The following is a 23,340-nucleotide window of genomic DNA, read 5'->3' on the forward strand; positions in this document are numbered from 1 at the left end:
TATGTGAAAAGAATTAAATGTTACTCTTCTGATCCGTGGACATGCCTTTTAATTGCATCAAAAGTCTCCTGGCTGATTACATGCTCAATCTTACATGCATCCTCAGTTGCTATCTCTTCGGAGACACCGAGACTTGCGAACCAGCTTGAAAGAAATTGATGTCTTTCATAGATCATTTCAGCGATCCGTTTTCCTGCCCCCGTAAGAGAGATATATCCGGAATCACTTACTGATATGTAATTCATCTCCCTGAGATTCTTCATTGCAACGCTCACGCTTGATTTTTTATATCCTGTTTCGTTGGCTATATCTACTCCGCGGACAACAGGAAGCTCCTTGCTGAGAACAAGAATAGTCTCTAGATAGTTTTCTACGGATTCGTTTGTTGTCAACATACTCATATACCCCCTATATATTACAAAAAACATTTTTATATTAAAACTCGCCGGATCACAGCGAGAAACTCTTCCGACAAACAATAAAAAAATTATATCATAAACGGTTTTTTTATTCAAACTTATAATCAAACTTATAATTGAAACGTGTCATGTATCAAATTATAACTTTTTCAATAAAAAAGTTTTGTTTTATTCAATTAGTCCAAAATAATTAATATTATTGACATCTAATTGATGTTAGTATATACTAACCACGATATGAAAATCATTGGTTTTAACTGCTAGTTAAGGAGGTGCAATTATGCCATTAACATTTGCAAAACCTGGAGAAGCTAACGTGATCAAAAAGGTTGGTGGAAGAGAGAAAACAAGACTGTTTCTTGAAAAACTAGGATTTGTTGAAGGCAGTGTTGTAACTGTCGTGGCAGAGAATGCCGGAAACCTTATTGTCAACATTAAGGATTCCCGAGTTGCCATTGATAAGGATATGGCCAGCAAGATTCTGGTATAGGTATGTACAGGATTCTGATTGGTGAGAAATGTATGTAAAAGGAGTAATGTCATGAGCACATTAAAGGATGTCAAGGTTGGCAGTACTGTGACTGTCAAAAAGATTGCAGGCGAAGGCCCTGTAAAGAGACGTATCATGGACATGGGCATCACAAGAGGTGTACAGGTTTATGTGCGTAAGGTTGCGCCTCTCGGTGATCCTGTAGAGGTTACTGTAAGAGGCTATGAATTATCAATTCGTAAAGCTGATGCTGAGATTATAGAGGTAGAGTAACAGCATATTTTTTTGTTCTTACGTTAGCATTTTCTAACATATGATAGAAGTGACTAATGTGAAAATGCGTTGGTTGGTGATAGAGCCACCTACAAAGAAGATATTTTTGTAAGGAGGGACCCGCGTTAGTGGGATGATTCCTTCAGAGGAAACGCACTGATGTGCGTGTAGGTCATCAAGCTTCGCTTGATGACACATTGCGAAGCATGCAGACGATGTGCGCAAGCACCTTTCAATGCGTCTGCACAATACAATAGGAAAGAGGGTAAACAATGTCAGTAAAGATTGCACTTGCAGGAAATCCTAACTGCGGTAAAACAACGTTATTCAATGCTTTAACTGGCGCAAACCAGTATGTAGGTAACTGGCCTGGCGTTACAGTTGAAAAGAAAGAAGGTAAGCTTAAGGGTAATAAGGATGTTATCATAACTGATCTTCCTGGTATCTATTCACTTTCTCCATACACTCTTGAGGAAGTTGTTGCCAGAAATTATCTTATTCAGGAATATCCTGATGCCATCATCAACATAATTGATGGTACTAACATAGAGAGAAACCTTTATCTCTCAACACAGCTCATTGAGCTGGGTATCCCCGTTGTCATGGCTGTCAACATGATGGATCTTGTAAAGAAGAACGGTGATTCCATCAACATCAAGAACCTGAAGGAAGCTCTTGGATGTGAGGTTGTTGAGATCTCAGCTCTCAAGGGTACAGGTATTGATGAGGTTAAGGAGAAGGCTATCGCTGCAGCAAAGTCAAAGGCAGCAAATGCAAGAGTTCACAGCTTTGATGAGGCTGTTGAAGCTGCAATCGAGAGTGTAAGCGCAAAGCTTGACATGGAGGAGAATAGAAAGAGATTCTTCGCAATCAAGCTTATTGAGAAGGACAGCAAGATCATAGAGCAGATGAAGAATGCTCCAGACTGCTCAGCAGAGATCAAGAAGCTTGAGGATGACTTCGATGATGACACAGAGAGTATCATCACAAGCGAGAGATATTCATATATTTCATCAATCATTGACAAGTGTGTAAAGAAGGCTGCTAAGGGACAGAAGCTTACAGTATCAGATAAGATCGACCGTGTTGTAACAAACCGTATCCTTGCACTTCCTATATTTGTACTCATCATGTGGCTCGTATATTATATAGCAATGTCAACAGTAGGTGCATGGTGCACAGACTGGACAAATGATAACCTGTTCGGCGATGGTTTCCATCTCTTTGGAATAGGAAGCTCAGCTTATGAGGATGCATCAGGTGACTATGATGCAGCAACAACAGCCCTCGATGCATACGGCGTACTCGTAACAGATGACGAGGATGCAGTTGATGTGGATGCCACAAAGGCGGCCATCGAGGCAAACACAAACACAGAGGCAAGTGTTAAGTATGAGATGGAAGATGAGGAGACACTTGATACATACGATATCGATGTTTACTACTCAGAGGTTCCTGCAAATGCTAATGAAGAGACAACAAATGCAATGTCATATCTTGATGCAGTTGATTACTTCAACGAGACACAGATGGCAGAGATCGATCCTGCTGATTACGGCGTATTTGTTCCTTCAATCCCTGATCTTATCTCTACAGGACTTGACAAGATCGGATGTGCAGACTGGTTACACGGACTTATCATCGATGGTATTGTAGCCGGTGTTGGTGCGGTACTTGGTTTCGTACCTCAGATGCTCGTACTGTTCATATTACTTGCAATCCTTGAGTACTGTGGATATATGGCACGTATCGCCTTCATCATGGACCGTATCTTCAGAAAGTTCGGTCTCTCAGGAAAGTCATTCATACCTATCCTTGTAGGTACAGGTTGTGGTGTGCCAGGTATCATGGCTTCACGTACGATTGAGAATGAGAAAGACCGTCGTATGACAGTCATGACAACAACATTTATACCATGTGGTGCTAAGGTTCCATTTATTGCCATGATCGCCGGTGCTATATTTGGTGGTTCATCAATAGTTGCAACAAGTGCTTACTTTATTGGTATTGCAGCAATTATATGTTCTGGTATAATACTTAAAAAGACAAAGATGTTCGCCGGAGATCCATCACCATTCGTTATGGAGCTTCCACCTTATCATATCCCAACAGTAGGTTCTGTACTCAGAAGCATGTGGGAGCGTGGCTGGTCATTCATCAAGAAGGCTGGTACGATAATCACACTTTCAACAATCGCTGTATGGTTCACAACATACTTTGGATTTGTTGATGGTTCATTCCAGATGCTTGATGAGAGTCAGATTGATTACAGTATCCTTGCAAAGATCGGTAATGCGATAGCATGGATCTTCGTTCCACAGGGCTGGGGCAACTGGCAGGCAACTGTAGCATCTATCACAGGTCTTGTTGCCAAGGAGAACATCGTTGGTACAATGGGTATCCTCTACGGCGGTGGAGACGGTACAGTTTACCAGGCACTTGCAGGTGCATTCACAACAGCAAGCGGATTCTCATTCCTTGTATTTAACCTTCTCTGCGCACCATGTTTCGCAGCTATGGGTGCTATCAAGAGAGAGATGAACAGTGCTAAGTGGTTCTGGTTTGCAATCGGATATCAGTGTGGATTTGCTTATCTTGTAGCACTTGTTGTATACAGAATCGCCGGTCTCTTCACAGGAGCTTGTTCATTCGGTATATGGTCAGTAGTAGCAATTGCACTTGTTGTTCTGTTCTTCTTCATGCTGCTGCGTCCGGATCCAAACAAGAAGGTAAAGACAAGCAAGGAGTTCCTCAACGCTTAACTTTTCATAAGGAGGGACCCGCGTAAGAGGGAAGAATTCTTCAGAGGAAGCGCGCTGATGTGCGCGTATGTCATCAAGCTTCGTTTGACGACATATTATTAAGCACGCAGACGCCGCGAGTAAGCGCATTTAAATGCGTCTCCTCTATATAAAATAAAGGAGTGGTGACTTATGTCAGAGTATCTTGGTACAATCATTGTGGCAGCCATAATCGTTCTGATGGTGTTCTTCATTGTCAGAGGTATGGTTAAGGATAGAAAAAAGGGCAAACACATATGTGGTGGCGACTGCTCGAGCTGTCATGGCGGATGTAGTCACAAGCTCTAAAAAATAATAGTTGTAGTATAAAATGAATGTGCGTCGTAAAAATTTTACGGCGCACATTTTTTTGCCCTGGCTTCTTTTTGTTTGCTTTGTTAAATACTAGAATGTTGTTTGTAGAAATTCTGCATAAGGTTTATAGATCCTATAATACTCATCGCCTTTAGTTTGACCAAACTCTTCGATGTATAGTTTGTATACATTTTGTAAATTTGCCTTTATCGGATATAAACTCTTATAAAAAGCATCGTTTAATATTATTCCTGAATTATGGAATATTGATGGTGCTTTGCGACATTTATTATATCCGCGGTTAGACCAAAAATGAACTACACTATCAAATCCTTTGTCCTTTGAAACAATTATGAGATTATCTTCTGGATTTTTGATTGTATATGAACCAAGACAGGATGGAGGAAATTTTGTACAGATTCATCAATTTAGAAGTTGTATATTGTACTTGAAATAACAAAAGATTTACTATATTATAAAAATATGTTGGTACACGACTGGCGGAGACGGCCGAAAGGCTGGTAGGAATTACCTACAGGGAGTGTACTGTTAAGACAAGCCGACCGCCTGGGCAAGCAAATATATCAAGACATGTATTTGTGTGCGCAGGTGGCCGGTTTTCTTTATGGCATCAGCTCACAGGTACGAGAAAACACATGGAGGTACAACAGAAATGGAAATGTTATCACTTGAGAAGGAACTTAGCGAAAATGCATATCCGGGACGTGGAATCGTGATCGGCGTGTCAGAGGATGGTAAGAAGGCAGTTACAGCTTACTTCATCATGGGAAGAAGCTCAAACAGCCGTAACAGAGTATTTGTGACAGAGGGTGAGGGCATCAGAACAGAGGCATTTGATCCTTCAAAGCTTGAGGATCCAAGCCTTATCATCTATGCACCTGTAAGAGTTCTTGGCAACAAGACTATCGTTACAAATGGCGATCAGACAGACACTATATATGACGGACTTGACGATGAACTCACATTTGAGCAGTCGCTTAGAAGCAGACAGTTTGAGCCGGATGGCCCTAACTACACACCTAGAATCTCTGGCGTTATGCACATAAAGAAGGGCGTGTTCGACTATTCAATGTCCATACTTAAGAGCAACAATGGCAACCCTGCAGCAAATAACAGATACACATTCTCATACGAGAACCCTGTAGCTGGTGAGGGACATTTCATTCACACATATATGCACGATGGCAATCCGCTCCCAAGCTTTGAGGGTGAGCCAAAGTGGGTTAAGATATCCGGTGATATCGATGAGTTCACAGACAAGGTATGGAACAGCCTCAATGATGACAACAAGGTGTCACTGTTCGTCAGATATATTGACATCGCAACAGGTGAGTATGAGACAAAGATCGTGAATAAGAATAAGTAATTAAAGAATAAAGGAGATATTTGATCATGAACGAGATTCAGTTAAAGTATGGTTGTAACCCAAATCAGAAGCCTTCAAGAATATATATGGAGGATGGCAGTGATCTTCCTGTCAAGGTTTTAAATGGCAAGCCAGGATACATCAACTTCCTTGATGCATTCAACGGATGGCAGCTTGTAAAGGAACTCAAGGCGGCAACAGGGCTTCCAGCAGCAACATCATTCAAGCATGTTTCACCAGCAGGTGCTGCAGTTGGACTTCCACTTAACGATACACTTGCAAAGATCTACTGGGTAGATGACCTCGGAGAGCTCTCACCACTTGCATGTGCATACGCAAGGGCAAGAGGCGCTGACAGAATGTCATCATTCGGTGATTTCATTGCACTCTCAGATGTATGTGACGCAGACACAGCACGTCTTATCAAGAGAGAGGTATCAGATGGTGTTATCGCTCCTGGATACACAGATGAGGCTATGGAGCTTCTCCTTGCAAAGAAGAAGGGAAATTACAACATCATCCAGATAGATGAGAACTATGTTCCTGCTGAGATAGAGAGAAAGCAGGTATATGGTGTTACATTTGAGCAGGGAAGAAATGAGCTCAAGATAGACAAGAATCTCCTGTCAAACTTTGTTACAGCAAACAAGGAGCTTCCAGAGCAGGCTGAGATTGACATGAAGATCGCGCTCATCACACTCAAGTATACACAGTCAAATTCTGTATGCTATGTAAAGGGTGGACAGGCTATAGGTATCGGAGCAGGACAGCAGTCAAGAATCCACTGTACAAGACTTGCCGGACAGAAGGCAGACAACTGGTTCCTCCGTCAGTCACCACAGGTTATGGGACTTCAGTTCGTTGATGGACTTGGAAGAGCAGACAGAGACAATGCCATCGACGTATACATGGGAGATGAGTACGAGGATGTCCTTAAGGAAGGCGAGTGGCAGAAGAGATTCAAGGTTAAACCAGAGGTGTTCACAGCAGAGCAGAAGAAGGCATGGCTGGCGCAGAATACAGATGTTGTCCTTGGATCAGATGCATTCTTCCCATTCTCAGACAATATAGAGAGAGCTCACAAGAGTGGTGTCAAGTACATTGCACAGCCGGGCGGATCAGTTCGTGACGATCTTGTTATCGAGTGTGCCGACAAGTATGATATGGTCATGGTATTTACAGGAATCAGATTGTTCCATCACTAATATATCAGGGCAAGGTGAGAGTGACAGATTTTGTTTTTAAAATAAAATTAAAGCGGTTTTGCTGGTGAAAATCAGTAAAGCCGCTTTTTTACTTTATCTTATCGTTTGATTGTGATAATATAAAATGATGTATAAGAAGAGATATCTATAAATAAAACACACTTCACAGAGAACATAAAAAGGAGATTACATATGTCGAAACGTAAACGCAGCATATTCAAGAAACGAAAGAGAATCAATTACCCACTGATCTTAGGAGTGGTTTTACTTTCGTGCATGGCAGTTCTGCTCATTGCATATGCCATATCTGCCATCATTTCACAGAAGGATGAATATTATGATAAGGGTGTCACATATTATGAGAGCGGCTCGTATCAGGAGGCGATAACATCATTCAAGGATGCACTGAATGAGAATCAGCTGTTTTCTGAAAAGAAGGATCAGAATATAAAACTTTATATGGCAGACGCATACTTAAAGAGTGCACAGTATGCTGAGGCTGCTGCCACATATAAGGAACTTACCGATTCATCATTCTCAGGATCAAATGTGAACGATCTGAAGGATCTTGCCAGTGCGCTTGATGATTTTTCAAATGGTAATTACGGAGGAGCTCTGGATGTGCTTTTGAAGGAGGCTGATACCTATCCGGAACTTTATATGTATATAGGAACATGTTATGCGGTTACCGATGATTCTGAGAATATGTTTGCAAGCTATGAGAAGTATGTTCAGACATTTGGATTTAACTCATATGTATACGCCATGTATGGCTCATATTATCTGAGCAATGGGGATATGGAGTCGGCACTTGCATATATTAAGAATGGACTTGAATGTGACGATACAGTATACAGAAAAGAACTCATGTTACTTCAGGTTGCATATTATGAGAAAAATTCTGATTTTGATCAGGCCTACGAGCTTGCTTCACAGCTGGTGGAGACATATCCTGATTATGAGGATGGACAGAATGAATATGAATTCCTGAGCACAAGAGTATCTGAGCAGTAATATGAATTGTGTCATATGTCATCAGACATGGCAGGATGACTTATTGATTTGGGAGGAATTATATGGAGATTCAGCTTTGGAAGGAGATTTTGTCTCCCTATGAGCAGGCGGTTGATGAACTTCTAGTGAAGTTTAATCATATAATCATGCAGTATAAGAGCATGGGAATGTATTCACCTATAGAGAGTGTGACGGGAAGAGTGAAGACCGTTTCAAGTATCATAGATAAACTGCAGAAGAAGCATATTCAGATGGATCATATTGTTGAGGAGATGGATGATATTGCTGGTATAAGGATAATGTGCCAGTTCACCGAGGATATAGGAAAAGTGGTAGATATCATACGGGGCAGGCAGGATATGCGCATAAGAGAGGAAAAAGACTATATAACAAATGCCAAGGCGAGTGGATATCAGAGCTATCATATAATTCTAGACTACGATGTGTATACGGCTGCAGGGCGCACCACGATACAGGCTGAGATACAGATCAGAACGATGGCGATGAATTTTTGGGCTACAATTGAGCATTCACTTCAGTATAAATACCGCAAGGGAATTCCGGAGGACATTAGGGTGAAACTCAGAAATGCTGCGGATGCCACCGTGGCGCTGGACAGAGAGATGTCATATGTCCGTGGGGAGATAATGGATGCCCAGAATTCGTTCAATATAAAGGCAAATATTGTATCTGAGATAATAGTCAATATACAGAATCTTTATAAAGTTGGTAATCCGCGTGAGATTCAAAAGATTCAGGATGAATTCTATTCCATATATCAGAAGGATGACATGGAGCTGCTGGAGAATTTTGCAAAGCAGCTAGACCTGATTGCGGAGGGATTCAAGGCTCAGAGTATCAACTAGACATAGATAAGACAGCAAACATAAAAGGGAGTTGGAAGTTTTATATGGTTTTACCTAAGAAATTTGACGAGAGAATAAAGAGTCAGCTTGGCGATGAATACGATGACTATATAAAGTGTTTTGATAGTGATATGTATCATGGAATCAGGGTGAACACATCCAAGATATCTGTTGAGGATTTTCTTAAGATCAGTCCATTTGAACTTGAACCGGTTCCGTGGACAAAGAATGGATTCTATTACGATCATAAGAAATATACACCGTCCAAGCATCCGTATTATTATGCGGGACTTTATTATATACAGGAACCGAGTGCCATGACACCAGCTAGCGTACTTGATATCGATGAGGGGGATGTGGTGCTTGATATATGTGCAGCTCCGGGAGGAAAATCCACGGAACTTGCTGCTAAGCTTGGCGGTACAGGAATACTTATATCAAATGATATAAGCAATTCAAGGGCGAAGGCACTTCTGAAAAATCTGGAACTTTTCGGTATAGGCAACATGTGTGTTGTGAGTGAGCCGCCTAATAACCTATCAAAGGCATTTGAGGAAACATTTGACAAGATACTTATAGATGCCCCTTGTTCCGGTGAGGGAATGTTCAGAAAGTCATCGTCAATGATGACAGCCTGGGAGAACAATGGCACCGAACTATTTGCGGGACTTCAGCGGGGAATACTGAAAGAGGTATGTAAGATGCTGAAACCAGGTGGAAGACTGTTGTACTCTACGTGTACATTTTCACCTGAGGAGGATGAAAGATCAGTGGAATATCTTCTATCGATAGATGACTGTATTCATCTGATCGATTTTCCTAAATATGAGAAGTTTGATGACGGCAATCCTGAATGGGGGGAGACTGGAAATCCTGACCTCAAAAAGTGTGCTAGACTGTGGCCGCACCACCTGAAGGGGGAGGGACATTTCATTGCGCTGTTTGAAAAAGATGCTGACGCATATGTCAGAGGATGTCAGACGTATTCATTTAAACCGTATAAGGCTGATGAAGATTTCCTGAATTTTATAACTCATGTTTCTGCGGATGCCGGAATAACCCCTGGCAGGATAGAAGAGAATAAAGGGAGACTTTACTATATCCCCGATGGTATGCCTGATGTTAAGGGACTCAGGTTGCTGAGACATGGACTGTTTCTTGGAGAAGTCAAGAAAAACAGATTTGAGCCGAGCCAGTCGCTTGCAATGTATCTGAAGAAAAATCAGTTTGACAATGTGGTTGATCTGCAGGCTGATGACATACGTGTCATCAAATATTTAAAGGGAGAGACAATAGAGCTAGATACAGAATCTGCTGACAGTGTAGATTCGGGTATGGAGCTAAAAAATGGATATGTTCTTGTCTGTGTGGATGGCTATCCACTTGGCTGGGCAAAGAACAACAGAGGCGTATTGAAGAACAAATATTTATCTGGATGGAGGATGATGTCGTGAAAAAAGTAGCAATAGTAACTGGTGCATCTTCGGGAATTGGAAGAGAATTTGCTATTCAGATAGCACAGAAATACAAAACTATAGATGAGATATGGCTGATTGCGAGAAGAAAGGACAGGCTTGCAGAGGTCAAGGCTGAGATAAATGCAGTAAGCGGAAAACTTGTGAGAATATTGTCGCTTGATCTCACAAAGGAATCTGATATAAAATTCTACAGAAATCTTCTGGAGAGACAGGATCCATCCATAAGAGTTCTTGTGAATGCAGCAGGATACGGCATAGCCGGACATTTTGAGGATATGACAGTGGATGATGTAAGTGGAATGCTTGATCTCAACTGCAGAGCTCTTGCTGAGATAACACATATATCCTTGCCATACATGTCAGATCCGTCCAACATAATTAACCTTGCATCGTCTGCGGCATTCCTGCCACAGCCATCATTTGCAATATATGCAGCATCAAAGTCAATGGTGCTCAGCTTTTCAAGAGCGTTAAACAGAGAGCTTGAAGGCAGGGGAATTAGCGTGACAGCTGTCTGCCCAGGCCCGGTAAAGACAGAATTCTTTGATGTGGCACAGAAGTATACGAAGTCAAAGCCATACAAGATGGTTCTCAGAGCCAATCCTAAGAAGGTCGTTAAGAAGGCATTGTTTGATTCTTATTATATGAGTGAAATGTCTGTCTACTCACCTCTTATGAAAGCCTTCAGACTTGTGAGCAAATACCTGCCACACAGTATTCTGATCAGATTTATGAAATAAAGATAAAAGATTACTACTATCAATTAACTGGAGGATGATATGGAAAAAGGACAACACGGATATATGAACAGACACAAGAGGAATGTTCTTATAAGTATCATTGTGCTGGGACTGTTCGTTATCGCCGGAGTGTTTTTTACGGTGGTGATGTTCGACACCAGAAAATCAATATTTATAGTTATACCGATATTGGTGGCACTGCCACTTGCAAAGCAGCTTGTGGCTTACATAATGTGCGCCGGATTTAGGGAACTCTCAGATGAAGAGTACTCAAAACTTAAGAAGTTATCTTACTTTGAGGATCCATCCGTTGTGTATGATGTTTCTGTCAGCAGATATGAGGGAATAGTTTATTTTCCTGTTGCCGTGATCAGGGATGGCAGGATGCTATTTTATTACAATGGTGACTTTGGAAAGAAGATAAAAGATGAAGCATCCCTGAAAAAGATAATAACTGAGGCATTTGCTGATCAGAAGAAGCAGTATGTAGTTATAGTAGCAACGGACATAGACAGCTTTATATCCAAGGCAGGCAAAATAAAGGCTCCAGCAGAGGAATTCATCGGTGCCGACGAGAGAATGAGAGAGAGATTATTTGAACTGGGAATATAAAAATGAGAGAGATAGTAATATCAAAAAACGAGGCAGGACAGAGACTGAATAAACTTGTGATGAAATATCTGAACAAGGCTCCGTCTAGTTTCGTGTACAGGATGATAAGAAAGAAAAACATAAAATTAAATGGTGGCAAAGCAGTTGGAAATGAGATAGTGTATGTCGGGGATGTGATACAGCTTTATCTTGCGGATGACACGATAGATTCATTTAGGGATGATAATATACAGACTGCGGCTTCTGGATCACAGAAGAAGTTCAAACCGGAGATAATATATCATGATCACAATGTCCTTATAGTCAACAAACCGGTTGGCGTATTGTCGCAGAAAGCCTCCAAAGACGATTATTCGATAAATGAAAGTGTGTTAGATTATCTTCTGGACAATGGATATATAACTTCAGAGCAGCTTAGAACATATAAGCCGTCGATATGCAACAGACTGGATAGAAATACATCCGGTCTTGTTCTATGTGGAGTATCCCTTATGGGAAACCAGGAATTATCCAGGATAATAAGGGAGAGAAATATAGACAAATATTATTACACCATTGTAAAGGGACACATAAAGTCGGTTCAGGACGTTACGGCATATCTTGTAAAGGACGAGAAAAAGAATACAGTTATCGTGAGAGACGGTGTGGACGAGATAAAGCAGGATTCTGGAAAGAATGAATTTGAAAAAATCCATACGATATTCGAACCGGTAAGATCTAATGGAAAATATACCGAGGTGAAGGTTAAGCTGATAACAGGAAAAACTCATCAGATCAGGGCGCAGCTTTCTCATATGGGTTATCCGATCGTCGGAGATCAGAAGTATGGGGACAGAGAGACGAATATATACTTCAGACAGACATACAAACTTAGAAATCAATTGCTGCACTGCGGTGAGGTTAAATTTACAAATGTTACGGGTGGCCTTGATTACCTAACCGGTAAAATTTTTTCTGCGTTTAAGCCTGACATGTATAAGAAAATAGAAAAGGATTTATTTGAGTAGATGGCAACATGGAATTCCCGCGGACTTAGGGGATCTACCCTTGAGGATATGATAAACCATACAAACGAATACTACAGACAGAAAAATCTCGCACTGGTTCAGAAGATACCCACCCCTATAACACCAATAAAGATTGACAAGGACAGCAGTCAGATAACGCTGGCATACTTTGAAAAGGATTCCACGGTCGATTACATAGGCGTAGTTCAGGGTGTTCCCATCTGTTTTGATGCCAAGGAGTGTGCGACAGACACATTTACTATGAGGAACATACATGAACATCAGATAAAATTTATGTCTGACTTTGAAAAGCAGGATGGAGTGAGTTTTCTAGTAATCATGTTTACAGGAAGAAACAGGCTGTATTACATGAGATTTTCGGAACTTGAAGGATTTCTTGAAAGAGCAAAGAACGGACATCCTAACAATTTCAAATATGATGAGTTGGATCCTGATTATTTTGTGGAGTCAAAGGGAGGTGCCCTTGTGCATTACCTGGAGCCTCTAAGTCGTGATCTGTCAGGGCATGACTAAAAAATCAATTTTTAGAAATAGCTTTTGGTATGATATCTGATGATAAATACTATATAACAAGTGTGTTGACAAAACGTACAAGCTCTAATATAATGGGCACGTTGACATGCTATCAAAGTAGCGAAGTAACACTTTAGTGTAGTAAAGTGAAAGCATAAAACACTTCAGGGAAAAAATAAGTATAAAGCGTAAAACGATATATGTCACATATCAGGACGTGTGCCTGAACAATATTTATTTACAAGGAGATACGATTATGCAGGACAAACTGTTACAGACCCCAGATGGAGTTAGGGACACCTACGATGTAGAGTGCAAAAAGAAGAGAAAGGTTATGAATGAACTCCACCACATCTTGGAGTTATACAGCTATCATGACATAGAGACACCGACATTTGAGTTTTTTGATATATTTAACAGAGACAAGGGATCGGCTCCTTCGAATGAGATGTATAAGTTCTTTGACAGAGATAACAATACACTTGTTTTAAGACCTGATATCACTCCGTCTATTGCAAGATGTGTTGCAAAGTATTATGCAGACGAGGAGTTTCCTGTAAGACTTTGTTACACAGGTAACACATACACAAATACACTTAAGCTTCAGGGTAAGCTCAAGGAAGTGACGCAGATAGGTGCAGAGCTTATAAACGATGATTCATCAGCGGCTGATGCGGAGATAATAGCCACCGTCATAGATTGCTTCAATGAGATTGGAATAAAGGATTTCCAGATCGAGATAGGTCAGATCGACTATTTCAAGGGCCTTGTCGCAGAGTCTGGTATAAGTGAAGAGGAAGAGGATCAGATAAAGGAATATATTCATATTAAGAACTTTTTTGGCCTTGAGGAATATGTAGACGCACTTGATATCAGTGATTCGCTCAAAAAGGCTTTTTCTTCTTTTGATTCACTGTTTGGTGGTGTGGCGATGCTTGACACGGCTGAGAGCTATGTGTCAAATGAGACATCACTTGAGGCTGTAAAGAGGCTCAGAAGAGTTTATGAGGCACTCGAGTGCTACGGATACGAAAAGCATATAAGTTTTGATCTTGGCATGCTTGATGGATACAATTATTATACAGGAATCATTTTCAGGGGTTATACTTATGGCACTGGTGATGCTGTAGTAAAGGGTGGCCGTTACAATAATCTGTTAAAGCAGTTTGGCAAGGATGCGCCTTCTATAGGATTTGCGTTCACGGTGGAAGAACTTATAATGGCGATGAACAGACAGAATATCAAGATACATGTGGAGTATTCAAATACCATCATTCTTTATAATATTGAGGAGCAGGACAAAGCGATCAAGACAGGCATGAAACTTAGAAGTGAGGGATGCAAGATAGAGCTTATAAGAAAGTCACAGAAAAAGTCTATTGAAGATTATCTAGAGTACGCTCGAAGGGAGCATTTCTCGGGACTTATATATTTTGATCAGAAAGAGTTGGCTGTGGCGTATGATGTTATAAATAAGACAAACTCAATGTGGGATGGCGAATCATATAGCATAAAATGATCCAGAAGACTAAATAAGATGAAAACGAAAGGCATAGATGGTTAGAAAACTATGAGATATTTGACTTTTGCCCTAGCTAAGGGAAGACTTGCAAAGAAGACGCTTGCACTTCTTGAGCAGATAGGTATAACATGTGAAGAGATGAAGGATCCAGATACAAGAAAGCTTATATTTGTCAACGAAGAACTGAAAATGAAGTTTTTCCTGTCAAAGGCTACAGATGTCCCAACATATGTTGAGTATGGCGCGGCTGATATAGGTGTTGTTGGAAAGGATACAATCCTTGAAGAGGGACGTAACCTCTACGAGGTTATGGATCTTGGATTTGGCAAATGCCGTATGTGCGTGTGCGGACCGGCATCGGCGAGAGAACTTTTAAAGAAGAATGAGATAATAAGGGTTGCCAGCAAATATCCTGTTATAGCAAAGGATTATTTCAATAACAGAAAACACCAGACGGTGGAGATAATCAAGCTTAACGGTTCAGTTGAGCTTGCCCCTATAGTGGGACTTTCAGAGGTGATAGTGGATATAGTTGAGACCGGAAGTACACTCAGGGAGAACGGCCTTGAGGTGCTTGAGGAGGTCTGTCCGCTCTCAGCGAGAATGGTAGTGAACCAGGTGAGCCTTAAGATGGAGAATGAGAGAATACACAGGCTTCTTGAGGATCTCAACAGACTTATTAAAGAAGAGAACAAATAGATTCCTATACGATACTAAAGGGATGATATAGATTGATTAATTGATATTTATACGGAGGCATGACAGAGATGAGAATTGTAAAGCTTAACGCAGAGACAAAGAAGGATCTTCTGAAAAATCTTTTAAAGAGAAGTCCAAGCAATTTCGGTAATTATGCTGAGACTGTACAGGGAATAGTTGATGATGTGAGGGACAACGGTGATGCCGCTCTCTTCTCGTATACAAAAAAGTTTGACAAGGCAGATATAACAGCAGCCAATGTCAAGGTCACACAGGCTGAGATAGATTATGCATATACACAGGTGAGCCCGGAGCTTCTTGAGGTTATCAGAAAGGCAAAGAAAAATATCTGGGAGTATCATGAGAAGCAGAAGCAGTACAGCTGGTTTGACTCAAAACCAAACGGAACACTTCTCGGACAGAAGGTCACAGCACTGGCATCGGTTGGTGTGTATGTACCTGGTGGAAAAGCTGTATATCCTTCATCAGTTCTTATGAATGTAATGCCTGCTAAGGTTGCAGGAGTTGAGAAGATCGTCATGACCACCCCTTGTAACGCAGAGGGCGAGGTGTATGCGACAACACTTGTTGCTGCAAAAGAAGCAGGAGTTGACGAGATATACAAAGCCGGAGGCGCTCAGGCGATTGCAGCCCTTGCATATGGAACGGAGTCAATTCCAAAGGTTGATAAGATAGTTGGTCCTGGAAACATATTTGTAGCTTTGGCAAAGAGAGCTGTATACGGACATGTCAGCATTGATTCTATAGCAGGACCATCTGAGGTAATGGTTCTTGCGGATGATACAGCCAATCCAAGGTATGTTGCTGCTGATCTGCTCTCACAGGCTGAGCATGATGAGATGGCATCCGCTATCCTTGTTACAACATCTGCGGATCTTGCAGAAAAGGTTTCAGTTCAGGTAGACAAGTTTATAGATGAACTTTCAAGAAAAGAAATAATGAGAAAGTCCATAGACAACTATGGTTATATTCTTCTTGCAGATAATCTTAATGATGCGATAGATGCGGTAAACGACATAGCATCAGAACACCTTGAGATTGTCACAGCCAATCCGTTTGACGTAATGACAAGAGTAAAGAATGCAGGAGCGATATTTATCGGTGAGTATTCTTCAGAACCCCTCGGAGATTACTTCGCAGGTCCTAATCATGTGCTTCCTACAAATGGAACAGCAAAGTTCTTCTCACCTCTTTCAGTGGATGATTTCATCAAGAAATCAAGCATAATCTACTATTCAAAAGAGGCGCTTGAGGCCGTTCACACTGACATAGAGACATTTGCTAAGGCTGAGCAGCTCACAGCCCATGCCAATTCGATAGCGGTTAGATTTGAAAAATAATACATTATGATATAGAATATGGGAAGGAGACAGGGATATGGCAGAAAAAGCGGCAAGAATCGCAAAATGCACAAGAAAGACCAACGAGACGGACATAACCCTCGAATTAAATATAGATGGAAAAGGACAGTCTAAAATAGATACAGGTATAGGTTTTTTTGACCATATGCTCACAAGCTTCGCAAAACATGGATTTTTTGATCTCAATGTGACGGTAAAGGGAGATTTGTATGTAGACTGCCATCACACTATAGAGGATGTTGGTATCGTGCTCGGCAAGGCTATCAAGGAGGCTGTCGGAGAAAAAAAAGCCATCAAGAGATTTGGCAATTTCTTCCTTCCTATGGATGAAACCCTTGTAATGTGTGCTATTGACCTGTCAGGAAGACCATATCTTGTCTATGATCTGAACCTCACTACAGAGAGAGTAGGATATTTTGACACTCAGATGGTCAAGGAGTTCTTCTATGCGGTATCGTACGCTGCAGAGATGAATCTCAACTTAAAACAGTTCTCCGGTGAGAACGATCACCACATCATAGAGGCTGCATTTAAGGCATTTGCAAAGGCTCTTGATGAGGCAACAACTTACGACAGAAGATTAAATGGAAGGGTTCTCTCTACAAAAGGTACCCTTTAAGGAGGTGCAGACTCGAGATGAGTAATGATATGATCTACAAAAAGATAATTCCATGTCTGGACTTGAACAACGCTGTGGAGATGGCAAAGTATTACAATGATGCAGGTGCTGACGAGATCGCGTATTTTGACAGCAGGGCAACGAAGGAAGGCAGAGAGCCGAATGTGTATGTCATAAGACAGATATGTGATAGCGTTGATATTCCACTTATAGCCTGCGGTGGTGTCCGAAAGCTTGAGGATGTAAAGAAACTCTTATATGCAGGTGCTTCAAAGGTATGTATGAAGTCAGCAGCTATAAACAATCCTGAGCTTGTGACTGAAGCTGCGGACAGATTTGGTTCCGAGAGAATCATCTGCACTATAGATCTGAGTGAGTGCGATGAGCCGGTGGAGTATGCTAGAAAATTAAAGGAACTTGGTGCTGGTGAGCTGCTTTTGCTTCACAATAATATGGTACCAGAGTATATGGATATTGTTAAATCTATACGAGAGACTGTTGCACTGCCTGTTATTGTGTCTACATATTCGACTAATGGTGAAGCTGTTGCAGAGATGCTGAACAAGACTAATGCAGAGTCGATTTCCCTGTACAATCTTCAGAAGATGGATATAATGGAGATAAAGCAGGATTGTCGTGCCGCAAATATAGATGTTAACCTATTTGAGTCCTCAATGTCATTTGACGAATTTAAGCTTAATTCAGATGGGCTTATTCCATGTGTTACCCAGCATTATAAGACAGGTGAAGTACTCATGGTAGCATATATGAATAAGGAATCATACGAGAAAACCATAAGAACCGGTCGTATGACTTACTGGAGTCGCAGCAGAAATGAACTGTGGACGAAGGGAGATACATCGGGACATTATCAGTTTGTCAAGTCACTTACTATTGATTGTGACAAGGATACAATACTTGCGAAGGTTTCCCAGATAGGTGCTGCATGTCACACTGGCAGCCGTACTTGTTTCTTTACAGATCTGGTGAGAAAGGAGTACAATGATACTAATCCTCTGAAAGTGTTTGAGGAGGTATATAATACCATAAGGGATAGAAAGGAAGATCCAAGTGAGGGATCTTATACAAACTATCTGTTTGACAAGGGTATTGATAAGATTCTGAAGAAGGTTGGTGAAGGTGCTACTGAGATTGTTATAGCAGCCATGAATCCTGATTCAGAAGATATAAAATATGAAATATCTGACTTCCTTTATCATCTCATGGTTCTGATGGTAGAGAGAGGAATCAGCTGGAAAGATATTACTGAAGAGCTGGCTGACAGAAGATAGAGTGGAGGATATTAGACAATGCAAAATTATGGCGTGAATGAACTGAGAAAAATGTTTCTGGAATTCATGGAGAGCAAAGGTCATCTGAGAATGAAGAGCTTTTCACTTATTCCACACAATGACAACAGCTTACTGTTGATCAATTCCGGTATGGCACCACTTAAGCCTTACTTTACAGGTCAGGAGGTACCACCTAGGAGACGTGTCACAACATGTCAGAAGTGTATCAGAACAGGAGATATTGAGAATGTAGGAAAGACAGCCCGTCACGGTACATTCTTTGAGATGCTGGGTAATTTCTCATTTGGCGATTATTTTAAGCATGAAGCTATATCCTGGACATGGGAGTTCCTTACAGAGGTTGTAGGACTTGATAAGAACAGACTTTATCCATCAGTATATCAGGATGATGATGAAGCGTTTGATATATGGAACAAGGAGATTGGTGTATCTGCTGACCGTATATTCAGATTTGGCAAGGAGGACAACTTCTGGGAGCATGGAGCAGGTCCTTGTGGTCCTTGTTCAGAGGTTTATTATGATAGAGGTGAGAAGTACGGATGCGGTAAGCCTGGCTGTACGGTAGGCTGTGACTGTGACAGATACATGGAGGTTTGGAACAATGTATTTACACAGTTCAACAATGATGGCCACAACAACTACACTGAGCTTGAGCAGAAGAACATAGACACAGGTATGGGTCTTGAGAGGCTTGCCGTTGTTGTTCAGGATGTTGATTCTATATTTGATGTTGATACGATCAAGGCTCTGCGTGACAAAGTATGCGAGATGGCTGGTGTAGAGTACGAGACAGACCATGAGAAGGATGTATCGATCAGACTCATTACTGACCATATCCGTTCAGTTACATTTATGACATCTGATGGTATCGTTCCATCAAATGAGGGACGTGGTTACGTTCTCAGAAGACTTCTCAGACGTGCTGCGAGACACGGAAGACTTCTCGGAATCAAGGGCAAGTTCCTCTCAGAGCTTGCAAAGACAGTTATCGAGGTGTCGGAGGACGCTTATCCAGAGCTTTGTGAGAAGAAAGAGTATATCTTTAATAAGATAGACAAAGAGGAGGAGAGCTTTAACAAGACTATTGATACAGGTCTTGCTATCCTCAAAGATTATATAGAAGAGACAAAGGCTGCAGGTGAGAAGGTTCTCTCAGGAGACAAGGCCTTCAAGCTGTATGATACCTACGGATTCCCTCTTGACCTCACAAAGGAGATCATCGAGGAGGAAGGTATCGAGGTGGATGAAGCAAGATTCACTGAGTGCATGAACATTCAGAAGGAGACCGCGAGAAATGCAAGGCAGACTACGACATATATGGGTGCCGACGCAACAGTATATGAGCAACTTCCAGTTGACATGACCTCGGAATTTGTTGGTTATGATAAGCTGACATACAAGTCCAAGATAACTGCTATCACAACCGAGCTCGGTGAGGGAAAAGATAAGAAGTCTGTTCTTGCTGACACAGTATCAGAGGGAGCGCAGGCGACTATTATAGTTCCGGAGACACCTTTCTACGCAACAATGGGTGGACAGATAGGAGATAAGGGTATCATCAAGACCAAAAATGGAACATTTGTTGTTGAGGATACTGTCAAGGTTGTAGGTGGAAAGATAGCACATATCGGTTATGTTGAGTCAGGTGAGCTGAATGTCGGTGATGAAGCAGAGCTTACAGTTGACGCTGAGAACAGAGCGCTCATATGCAACAACCACTCAGCAACACATCTTCTCCAGAAGGCACTCAAGATGGTGCTCGGAGATCATGTAGAGCAGGCCGGATCCCTTGTTGAGCCAGGCAGATTGAGATTTGATTTCTCACATGACCAGGCTATGACAAAGGAAGAGATCAAGAAGGTTGAAGATATAGTAAATGAGCAGATCCAGCTTGACGTACCTGTCTGCACAGATATCATGACGGTTGATGAGGCAAAGAAGACAGGAGCTATGGCGCTCTTTGGAGAGAAGTACGGCGAGAAGGTACGTGTTGTATCAATCGGAGATTTCTCAAAGGAGTTCTGTGGTGGTACACATGTAGCAAACACAGGAGTTATAGGAATGTTTAAGATTGTCTCAGAGACGGGCGTTGCAGCCGGTACGAGACGTATAGAGGCACTCACATCTATTGGAGCTCTTGAGTATTACAGAAGCATGGAATCTGAGCTTGTGGAAGCAGCTAAGGCAGCCAAGACAGATATCCACGGCGTGGCAGCAAGAATCGAACAGCTTCTTGCAGAGGTTAAGGAACTTACAAACGAGAATAAGAAACTCAAGGATAAGATGGCTAAGGAAGCTGCCGGAGATGTTCTTTCAAATGCAATTGACAAGGATGGAATCAAGATACTTACAGCAGCTATTCCTGATACTGATATGAACTCACTCAGAAATCTTGGTGATGATTTCAAGAGCAAGCTCGGCGACAGCATTGTGGTTCTTGCGTCAGCAAAGGATGGCAAGGTAAATCTCATAGCAATGGCAACTGACGGAGCTGTTGCAAAGGGAGCACATGCAGGCAATATCATCAAGGCTGTGGCAGGTCTCGTTGGTGGCGGCGGTGGTGGCCGTCCAAACATGGCTCAGGCAGGAGGCAAAGATCCTAACGGAATAGATGCAGCCCTTGCGCAGGCTGTTACAGAGGCACAGGCACAGCTGTCATAACGGGCATCTAGCAGTTGCCGCAGATATTTTATAATTTTGTCATTTTTCTGTTGACGATTAGGTATTTTATGTATATAATACATTTTGTGCTTAAAAATACCCAATCAGTTGTTATTTGGTAGCATAATTTACAACTGGAGGGAGGTCAGGTGAGAGAATGTCAAGTGTAATAGTTAAAGAGAACGAAAACTTAGATAGCGCTCTTCGCAGATTTAAGAGAAATTGTGCGAAGGCTGGTATTCAGCAGGAGATTCGTAAGAGAGAGCATTACGAAAAGCCTAGTGTAAAGCGTAAGAAGAAGTCAGAGGCAGCTAGAAAGCGTAAGTACAAATAAGTCCAAATAAATCAGAATATATAATAAATATTTTATAAGTATTTAATATTTGATTTTAAATTGATTTCTAGGAGTACCGAATTTATTCGGTACTCTTTTTTTATGCATTTTCATATAATATCCCAAAAGCATTTCGAGGGTTTATGAAGGATAGATTAAAGAAAGTCATAGAGATGGAACCACCGGGATGGTGTCCTGATGCAAAGTGTTCTACGTCAAGGATGACGGTATTTAACAATGAAGAGATTCTGATAGAGAACTTCAGACATGTGATATATTGCCATGATGAGAGAATTTCGGTTAAGACTCGAAAGGGCATTCTCAACATATACGGTACTGGACTGCAGATTGATTACTATACAGGTTACGAGATAAAGATCTATGGTGTGATAAGCAGTGTAGACTGGCTTACGGTGTGATTATGGATATGAGACGTGAAATCAGAGGCTATGTGAAAATAGATGGGGATGAGCGTACTCTGCTGAGGCTTATGAATATCTGTGGACATAAAGGGATAAAGACATGGCGTGATGAAAACCATGATAAAGAGGCCTTGTATATTTATTGCGATGAAACCGAAAAGGTAAGGGAAATAGCAAGAAACTGTATGTTCGACATAGAGATAACAGAGCAGAAGAGTCTGAGGCAGAAATTCATGAAAAACAGGAGACGGCTGTCCGTATTGCTAGGGATAGTGCTCTTTGCTGTATACATTTACATAGAATCTCTGTATGTGTGGCGTATTGATATCAGTGGATGTGGAAACTATACAGAGGAGGAAGTCCTCAATGTTATAGAGAAGAATTATCCTTGCTACGGTAGGAGAAAGGAAACTATAGATACAGCCGTTTTGCAGGGAACAATATCAGATAATCTGGAAGAGGTGTGCTGGGTATCCTGCAGCATCAGTGGCACAAAACTCACAGTGAGGCTCAGTGAATCTGTGGATGTGTTCACGGATGATACCCTGGATACACCATGTGATATTGTGTCTTCTGTTAACTGTACAGTTTATTCTATTGTCACATCCATGGGGACTCCGGTGGTAAGTGTTGGCGATGAGGTAAAAAAGGGGGATACACTTATATTGGGGGCTGTAAATATATGTAATGATGAAAGTGAGATCGTAGATACAAGATATGTATCGGCCCAGGGAGAGATCATAGGACAGTTCAGCATGCCATATCATGACGAGGTGGAGGCGAGACACTACAAAAAAAAGGTGTCGGATACATTTGTGGGATCGATCAGTCTCAGAGTCGGGAAAAAGATTATGTCTGTCTATGATAGAAAAGATGGCGGAAGGCTTGAAGGTCAACAGGAATATGATACGGAAAGTAGTGAGCACTGGTTGCATATAGGCGATTTTTATCTGCCGTTTGCTATACAGATATCAAGAAATCATGTATGTAACATAGAGGGCCGGGAATATTCTGAGGATGAGATGAAAGCACTGGCTGAGCAGCATATTGCGACATATATTGGTGAATTACAGGAAAAAGGGGTGCAAATTGTACAAAAAAATGTTATTATAACTAATAGGTCTGATAAGCTCGTTGCCGATGGAAATATGATAGTGAGAATGTCAGTTGGATTTCCGAGAACTTTGAGAAATGTGGTGTCCGGAAACAACATTGAAACTGAGGCAGACTGAGACAGACAAACAGATAAAATCAAAGACAGGAGATTG

The 23,340-nt window shown here is 41.4% G+C and carries 23 protein-coding genes and 1 riboswitch; of the genes, 22 read left to right on the forward strand and 1 reads right to left on the reverse strand.

Going from position 1 to position 23,340, the window contains the following annotated elements:
• Positions 1-20: 20 nt before the first annotated feature.
• On the reverse strand, positions 21-395 hold the full coding sequence (locus tag NQ536_RS06255) for a metal-dependent transcriptional regulator (protein WP_044997991.1): 375 nt from the start codon (positions 393-395) through the stop codon (positions 21-23).
• Between the two features lie 304 nt (positions 396-699).
• Here NQ536_RS06255 and NQ536_RS06260 point away from each other — a divergent pair, with 304 nt between their 5' ends.
• The 22 genes from NQ536_RS06260 to NQ536_RS06365 all read left to right on the forward strand — a co-directional run bounded on the left by NQ536_RS06260 (position 700) and on the right by NQ536_RS06365 (position 23,304).
• Entirely contained in the window at positions 700-909 is a 210-nt protein-coding gene (locus tag NQ536_RS06260; protein ID WP_004851067.1) for a FeoA family protein, read from the forward strand.
• Positions 910-960: 51 nt separating this feature from the next.
• On the forward strand, positions 961-1,182 hold the full coding sequence (locus NQ536_RS06265) for a FeoA family protein (protein ID WP_004851065.1): 222 nt from the start codon (positions 961-963) through the stop codon (positions 1,180-1,182).
• Positions 1,183-1,454: 272 nt separating this feature from the next.
• Positions 1,455-3,944, forward strand: a complete 2,490-nt coding sequence (feoB, locus tag NQ536_RS06270) for a ferrous iron transporter B (RefSeq protein WP_004851063.1) — start codon at positions 1,455-1,457, stop codon at positions 3,942-3,944.
• 171 nt (positions 3,945-4,115) lie between these two features.
• Entirely contained in the window at positions 4,116-4,271 is a 156-nt protein-coding gene (locus NQ536_RS06275; protein ID WP_004851061.1) for a FeoB-associated Cys-rich membrane protein, read from the forward strand.
• A gap of 489 nt (positions 4,272-4,760) precedes the next feature.
• Positions 4,761-4,857: riboswitch (ZMP/ZTP riboswitch) on the forward strand.
• A gap of 93 nt (positions 4,858-4,950) precedes the next feature.
• Positions 4,951-5,664 carry an IMP cyclohydrolase gene (locus NQ536_RS06280; protein ID WP_044998023.1) on the forward strand — a complete coding sequence of 238 codons (714 nt, stop codon included), beginning with the start codon at positions 4,951-4,953 and terminating at the stop codon, positions 5,662-5,664.
• Between the two features lie 26 nt (positions 5,665-5,690).
• Positions 5,691-6,869, forward strand: coding sequence for a phosphoribosylaminoimidazolecarboxamide formyltransferase (locus tag NQ536_RS06285; protein ID WP_004851058.1), 1,179 nt, complete (start codon positions 5,691-5,693; stop codon positions 6,867-6,869).
• A 192-nt stretch (positions 6,870-7,061) separates the two neighbouring features.
• The gene (locus NQ536_RS06290; protein WP_044997988.1) at positions 7,062-7,883 is read left to right on the forward strand and encodes a tetratricopeptide repeat protein; all 822 of its coding nucleotides are present in this window, start codon (positions 7,062-7,064) and stop codon (positions 7,881-7,883) included.
• A gap of 62 nt (positions 7,884-7,945) precedes the next feature.
• Entirely contained in the window at positions 7,946-8,749 is an 804-nt protein-coding gene (locus NQ536_RS06295; RefSeq protein WP_004851053.1) for a GTP pyrophosphokinase, read from the forward strand.
• Between the two features lie 44 nt (positions 8,750-8,793).
• Positions 8,794-10,203, forward strand: coding sequence for an RsmF rRNA methyltransferase first C-terminal domain-containing protein (locus tag NQ536_RS06300; RefSeq protein WP_004851051.1), 1,410 nt, complete (start codon positions 8,794-8,796; stop codon positions 10,201-10,203).
• Positions 10,185-10,967: an SDR family NAD(P)-dependent oxidoreductase gene (locus NQ536_RS06305; RefSeq protein WP_004851050.1), complete on the forward strand. Its 783-nt coding sequence runs from the start codon at positions 10,185-10,187 to the stop codon at positions 10,965-10,967. Before NQ536_RS06300 ends, NQ536_RS06305 begins: the two co-directional genes overlap by 19 nt.
• Before the next feature lie 39 nt (positions 10,968-11,006).
• Positions 11,007-11,579 carry a hypothetical protein gene (locus NQ536_RS06310; RefSeq protein ID WP_004851048.1) on the forward strand — a complete coding sequence of 191 codons (573 nt, stop codon included), beginning with the start codon at positions 11,007-11,009 and terminating at the stop codon, positions 11,577-11,579.
• A 2-nt stretch (positions 11,580-11,581) separates the two neighbouring features.
• A complete protein-coding gene (locus tag NQ536_RS06315) occupies positions 11,582-12,586 on the forward strand; it encodes an RluA family pseudouridine synthase (RefSeq protein WP_004851046.1) in 1,005 nt (334 codons plus the stop codon).
• Complete coding sequence (locus NQ536_RS06320; protein ID WP_004851044.1) at positions 12,587-13,120, forward strand: Holliday junction resolvase RecU; 534 nt, start codon at positions 12,587-12,589, stop codon at positions 13,118-13,120.
• Positions 13,121-13,376: 256 nt separating this feature from the next.
• Positions 13,377-14,639: an ATP phosphoribosyltransferase regulatory subunit gene (gene hisZ / locus NQ536_RS06325; protein WP_004851042.1), complete on the forward strand. Its 1,263-nt coding sequence runs from the start codon at positions 13,377-13,379 to the stop codon at positions 14,637-14,639.
• 51 nt (positions 14,640-14,690) lie between these two features.
• Positions 14,691-15,341 carry an ATP phosphoribosyltransferase gene (gene hisG, locus NQ536_RS06330; RefSeq protein WP_004851040.1) on the forward strand — a complete coding sequence of 217 codons (651 nt, stop codon included), beginning with the start codon at positions 14,691-14,693 and terminating at the stop codon, positions 15,339-15,341.
• A gap of 68 nt (positions 15,342-15,409) precedes the next feature.
• Entirely contained in the window at positions 15,410-16,702 is a 1,293-nt protein-coding gene (gene hisD, locus NQ536_RS06335; protein ID WP_044997987.1) for a histidinol dehydrogenase, read from the forward strand.
• A 37-nt stretch (positions 16,703-16,739) separates the two neighbouring features.
• Entirely contained in the window at positions 16,740-17,342 is a 603-nt protein-coding gene (gene hisB / locus NQ536_RS06340) for an imidazoleglycerol-phosphate dehydratase HisB (RefSeq protein ID WP_004851037.1), read from the forward strand.
• Positions 17,343-17,359: 17 nt separating this feature from the next.
• On the forward strand, positions 17,360-18,634 hold the full coding sequence (gene hisIE, locus NQ536_RS06345; RefSeq protein ID WP_004851035.1) for a bifunctional phosphoribosyl-AMP cyclohydrolase/phosphoribosyl-ATP diphosphatase HisIE: 1,275 nt from the start codon (positions 17,360-17,362) through the stop codon (positions 18,632-18,634).
• An 18-nt stretch (positions 18,635-18,652) separates the two neighbouring features.
• Positions 18,653-21,316 carry an alanine--tRNA ligase gene (alaS, locus tag NQ536_RS06350; RefSeq protein WP_004851033.1) on the forward strand — a complete coding sequence of 888 codons (2,664 nt, stop codon included), beginning with the start codon at positions 18,653-18,655 and terminating at the stop codon, positions 21,314-21,316.
• A gap of 157 nt (positions 21,317-21,473) precedes the next feature.
• On the forward strand, positions 21,474-21,650 hold the full coding sequence (gene rpsU, locus NQ536_RS06355) for a 30S ribosomal protein S21 (protein ID WP_004851031.1): 177 nt from the start codon (positions 21,474-21,476) through the stop codon (positions 21,648-21,650).
• A 143-nt stretch (positions 21,651-21,793) separates the two neighbouring features.
• Positions 21,794-22,069: a YabP/YqfC family sporulation protein gene (locus tag NQ536_RS06360; RefSeq protein WP_004851028.1), complete on the forward strand. Its 276-nt coding sequence runs from the start codon at positions 21,794-21,796 to the stop codon at positions 22,067-22,069.
• A gap of 2 nt (positions 22,070-22,071) precedes the next feature.
• Positions 22,072-23,304, forward strand: a complete 1,233-nt coding sequence (locus NQ536_RS06365) for a sporulation protein YqfD (protein ID WP_004851027.1) — start codon at positions 22,072-22,074, stop codon at positions 23,302-23,304.
• The last annotated feature ends 36 nt before the right edge of the window (positions 23,305-23,340 follow it).

This window comes from Coprococcus eutactus (genome assembly GCF_025149915.1).
Taxonomy (GTDB): domain Bacteria; phylum Bacillota; class Clostridia; order Lachnospirales; family Lachnospiraceae; genus Coprococcus; species Coprococcus eutactus.

Bases quoted from the DNA above. Each gene is read 5' to 3' on its own strand.
- NQ536_RS06255 (WP_044997991.1), bottom strand. From the start codon at position 395: ATGTTGACAACAAACGAATCCGTAGAAAACTATCTAGAGACTATTCTT.
- NQ536_RS06260 (WP_004851067.1), top strand. From the start codon at position 700: ATGCCATTAACATTTGCAAAACCTGGAGAAGCTAACGTGATCAAAAAG.
- NQ536_RS06265 (WP_004851065.1), top strand. From the start codon at position 961: ATGAGCACATTAAAGGATGTCAAGGTTGGCAGTACTGTGACTGTCAAA.
- feoB (WP_004851063.1), top strand. From the start codon at position 1,455: ATGTCAGTAAAGATTGCACTTGCAGGAAATCCTAACTGCGGTAAAACA.
- NQ536_RS06275 (WP_004851061.1), top strand. From the start codon at position 4,116: ATGTCAGAGTATCTTGGTACAATCATTGTGGCAGCCATAATCGTTCTG.
- NQ536_RS06280 (WP_044998023.1), top strand. From the start codon at position 4,951: ATGGAAATGTTATCACTTGAGAAGGAACTTAGCGAAAATGCATATCCG.
- NQ536_RS06285 (WP_004851058.1), top strand. From the start codon at position 5,691: ATGAACGAGATTCAGTTAAAGTATGGTTGTAACCCAAATCAGAAGCCT.
- NQ536_RS06290 (WP_044997988.1), top strand. From the start codon at position 7,062: ATGTCGAAACGTAAACGCAGCATATTCAAGAAACGAAAGAGAATCAAT.
- NQ536_RS06295 (WP_004851053.1), top strand. From the start codon at position 7,946: ATGGAGATTCAGCTTTGGAAGGAGATTTTGTCTCCCTATGAGCAGGCG.
- NQ536_RS06300 (WP_004851051.1), top strand. From the start codon at position 8,794: ATGGTTTTACCTAAGAAATTTGACGAGAGAATAAAGAGTCAGCTTGGC.
- NQ536_RS06305 (WP_004851050.1), top strand. From the start codon at position 10,185: ATGGAGGATGATGTCGTGAAAAAAGTAGCAATAGTAACTGGTGCATCT.
- NQ536_RS06310 (WP_004851048.1), top strand. From the start codon at position 11,007: ATGGAAAAAGGACAACACGGATATATGAACAGACACAAGAGGAATGTT.
- NQ536_RS06315 (WP_004851046.1), top strand. From the start codon at position 11,582: ATGAGAGAGATAGTAATATCAAAAAACGAGGCAGGACAGAGACTGAAT.
- NQ536_RS06320 (WP_004851044.1), top strand. From the start codon at position 12,587: ATGGCAACATGGAATTCCCGCGGACTTAGGGGATCTACCCTTGAGGAT.
- hisZ (WP_004851042.1), top strand. From the start codon at position 13,377: ATGCAGGACAAACTGTTACAGACCCCAGATGGAGTTAGGGACACCTAC.
- hisG (WP_004851040.1), top strand. From the start codon at position 14,691: ATGAGATATTTGACTTTTGCCCTAGCTAAGGGAAGACTTGCAAAGAAG.
- hisD (WP_044997987.1), top strand. From the start codon at position 15,410: ATGAGAATTGTAAAGCTTAACGCAGAGACAAAGAAGGATCTTCTGAAA.
- hisB (WP_004851037.1), top strand. From the start codon at position 16,740: ATGGCAGAAAAAGCGGCAAGAATCGCAAAATGCACAAGAAAGACCAAC.
- hisIE (WP_004851035.1), top strand. From the start codon at position 17,360: ATGAGTAATGATATGATCTACAAAAAGATAATTCCATGTCTGGACTTG.
- alaS (WP_004851033.1), top strand. From the start codon at position 18,653: ATGCAAAATTATGGCGTGAATGAACTGAGAAAAATGTTTCTGGAATTC.
- rpsU (WP_004851031.1), top strand. From the start codon at position 21,474: ATGTCAAGTGTAATAGTTAAAGAGAACGAAAACTTAGATAGCGCTCTT.
- NQ536_RS06360 (WP_004851028.1), top strand. From the start codon at position 21,794: ATGAAGGATAGATTAAAGAAAGTCATAGAGATGGAACCACCGGGATGG.
- NQ536_RS06365 (WP_004851027.1), top strand. From the start codon at position 22,072: ATGGATATGAGACGTGAAATCAGAGGCTATGTGAAAATAGATGGGGAT.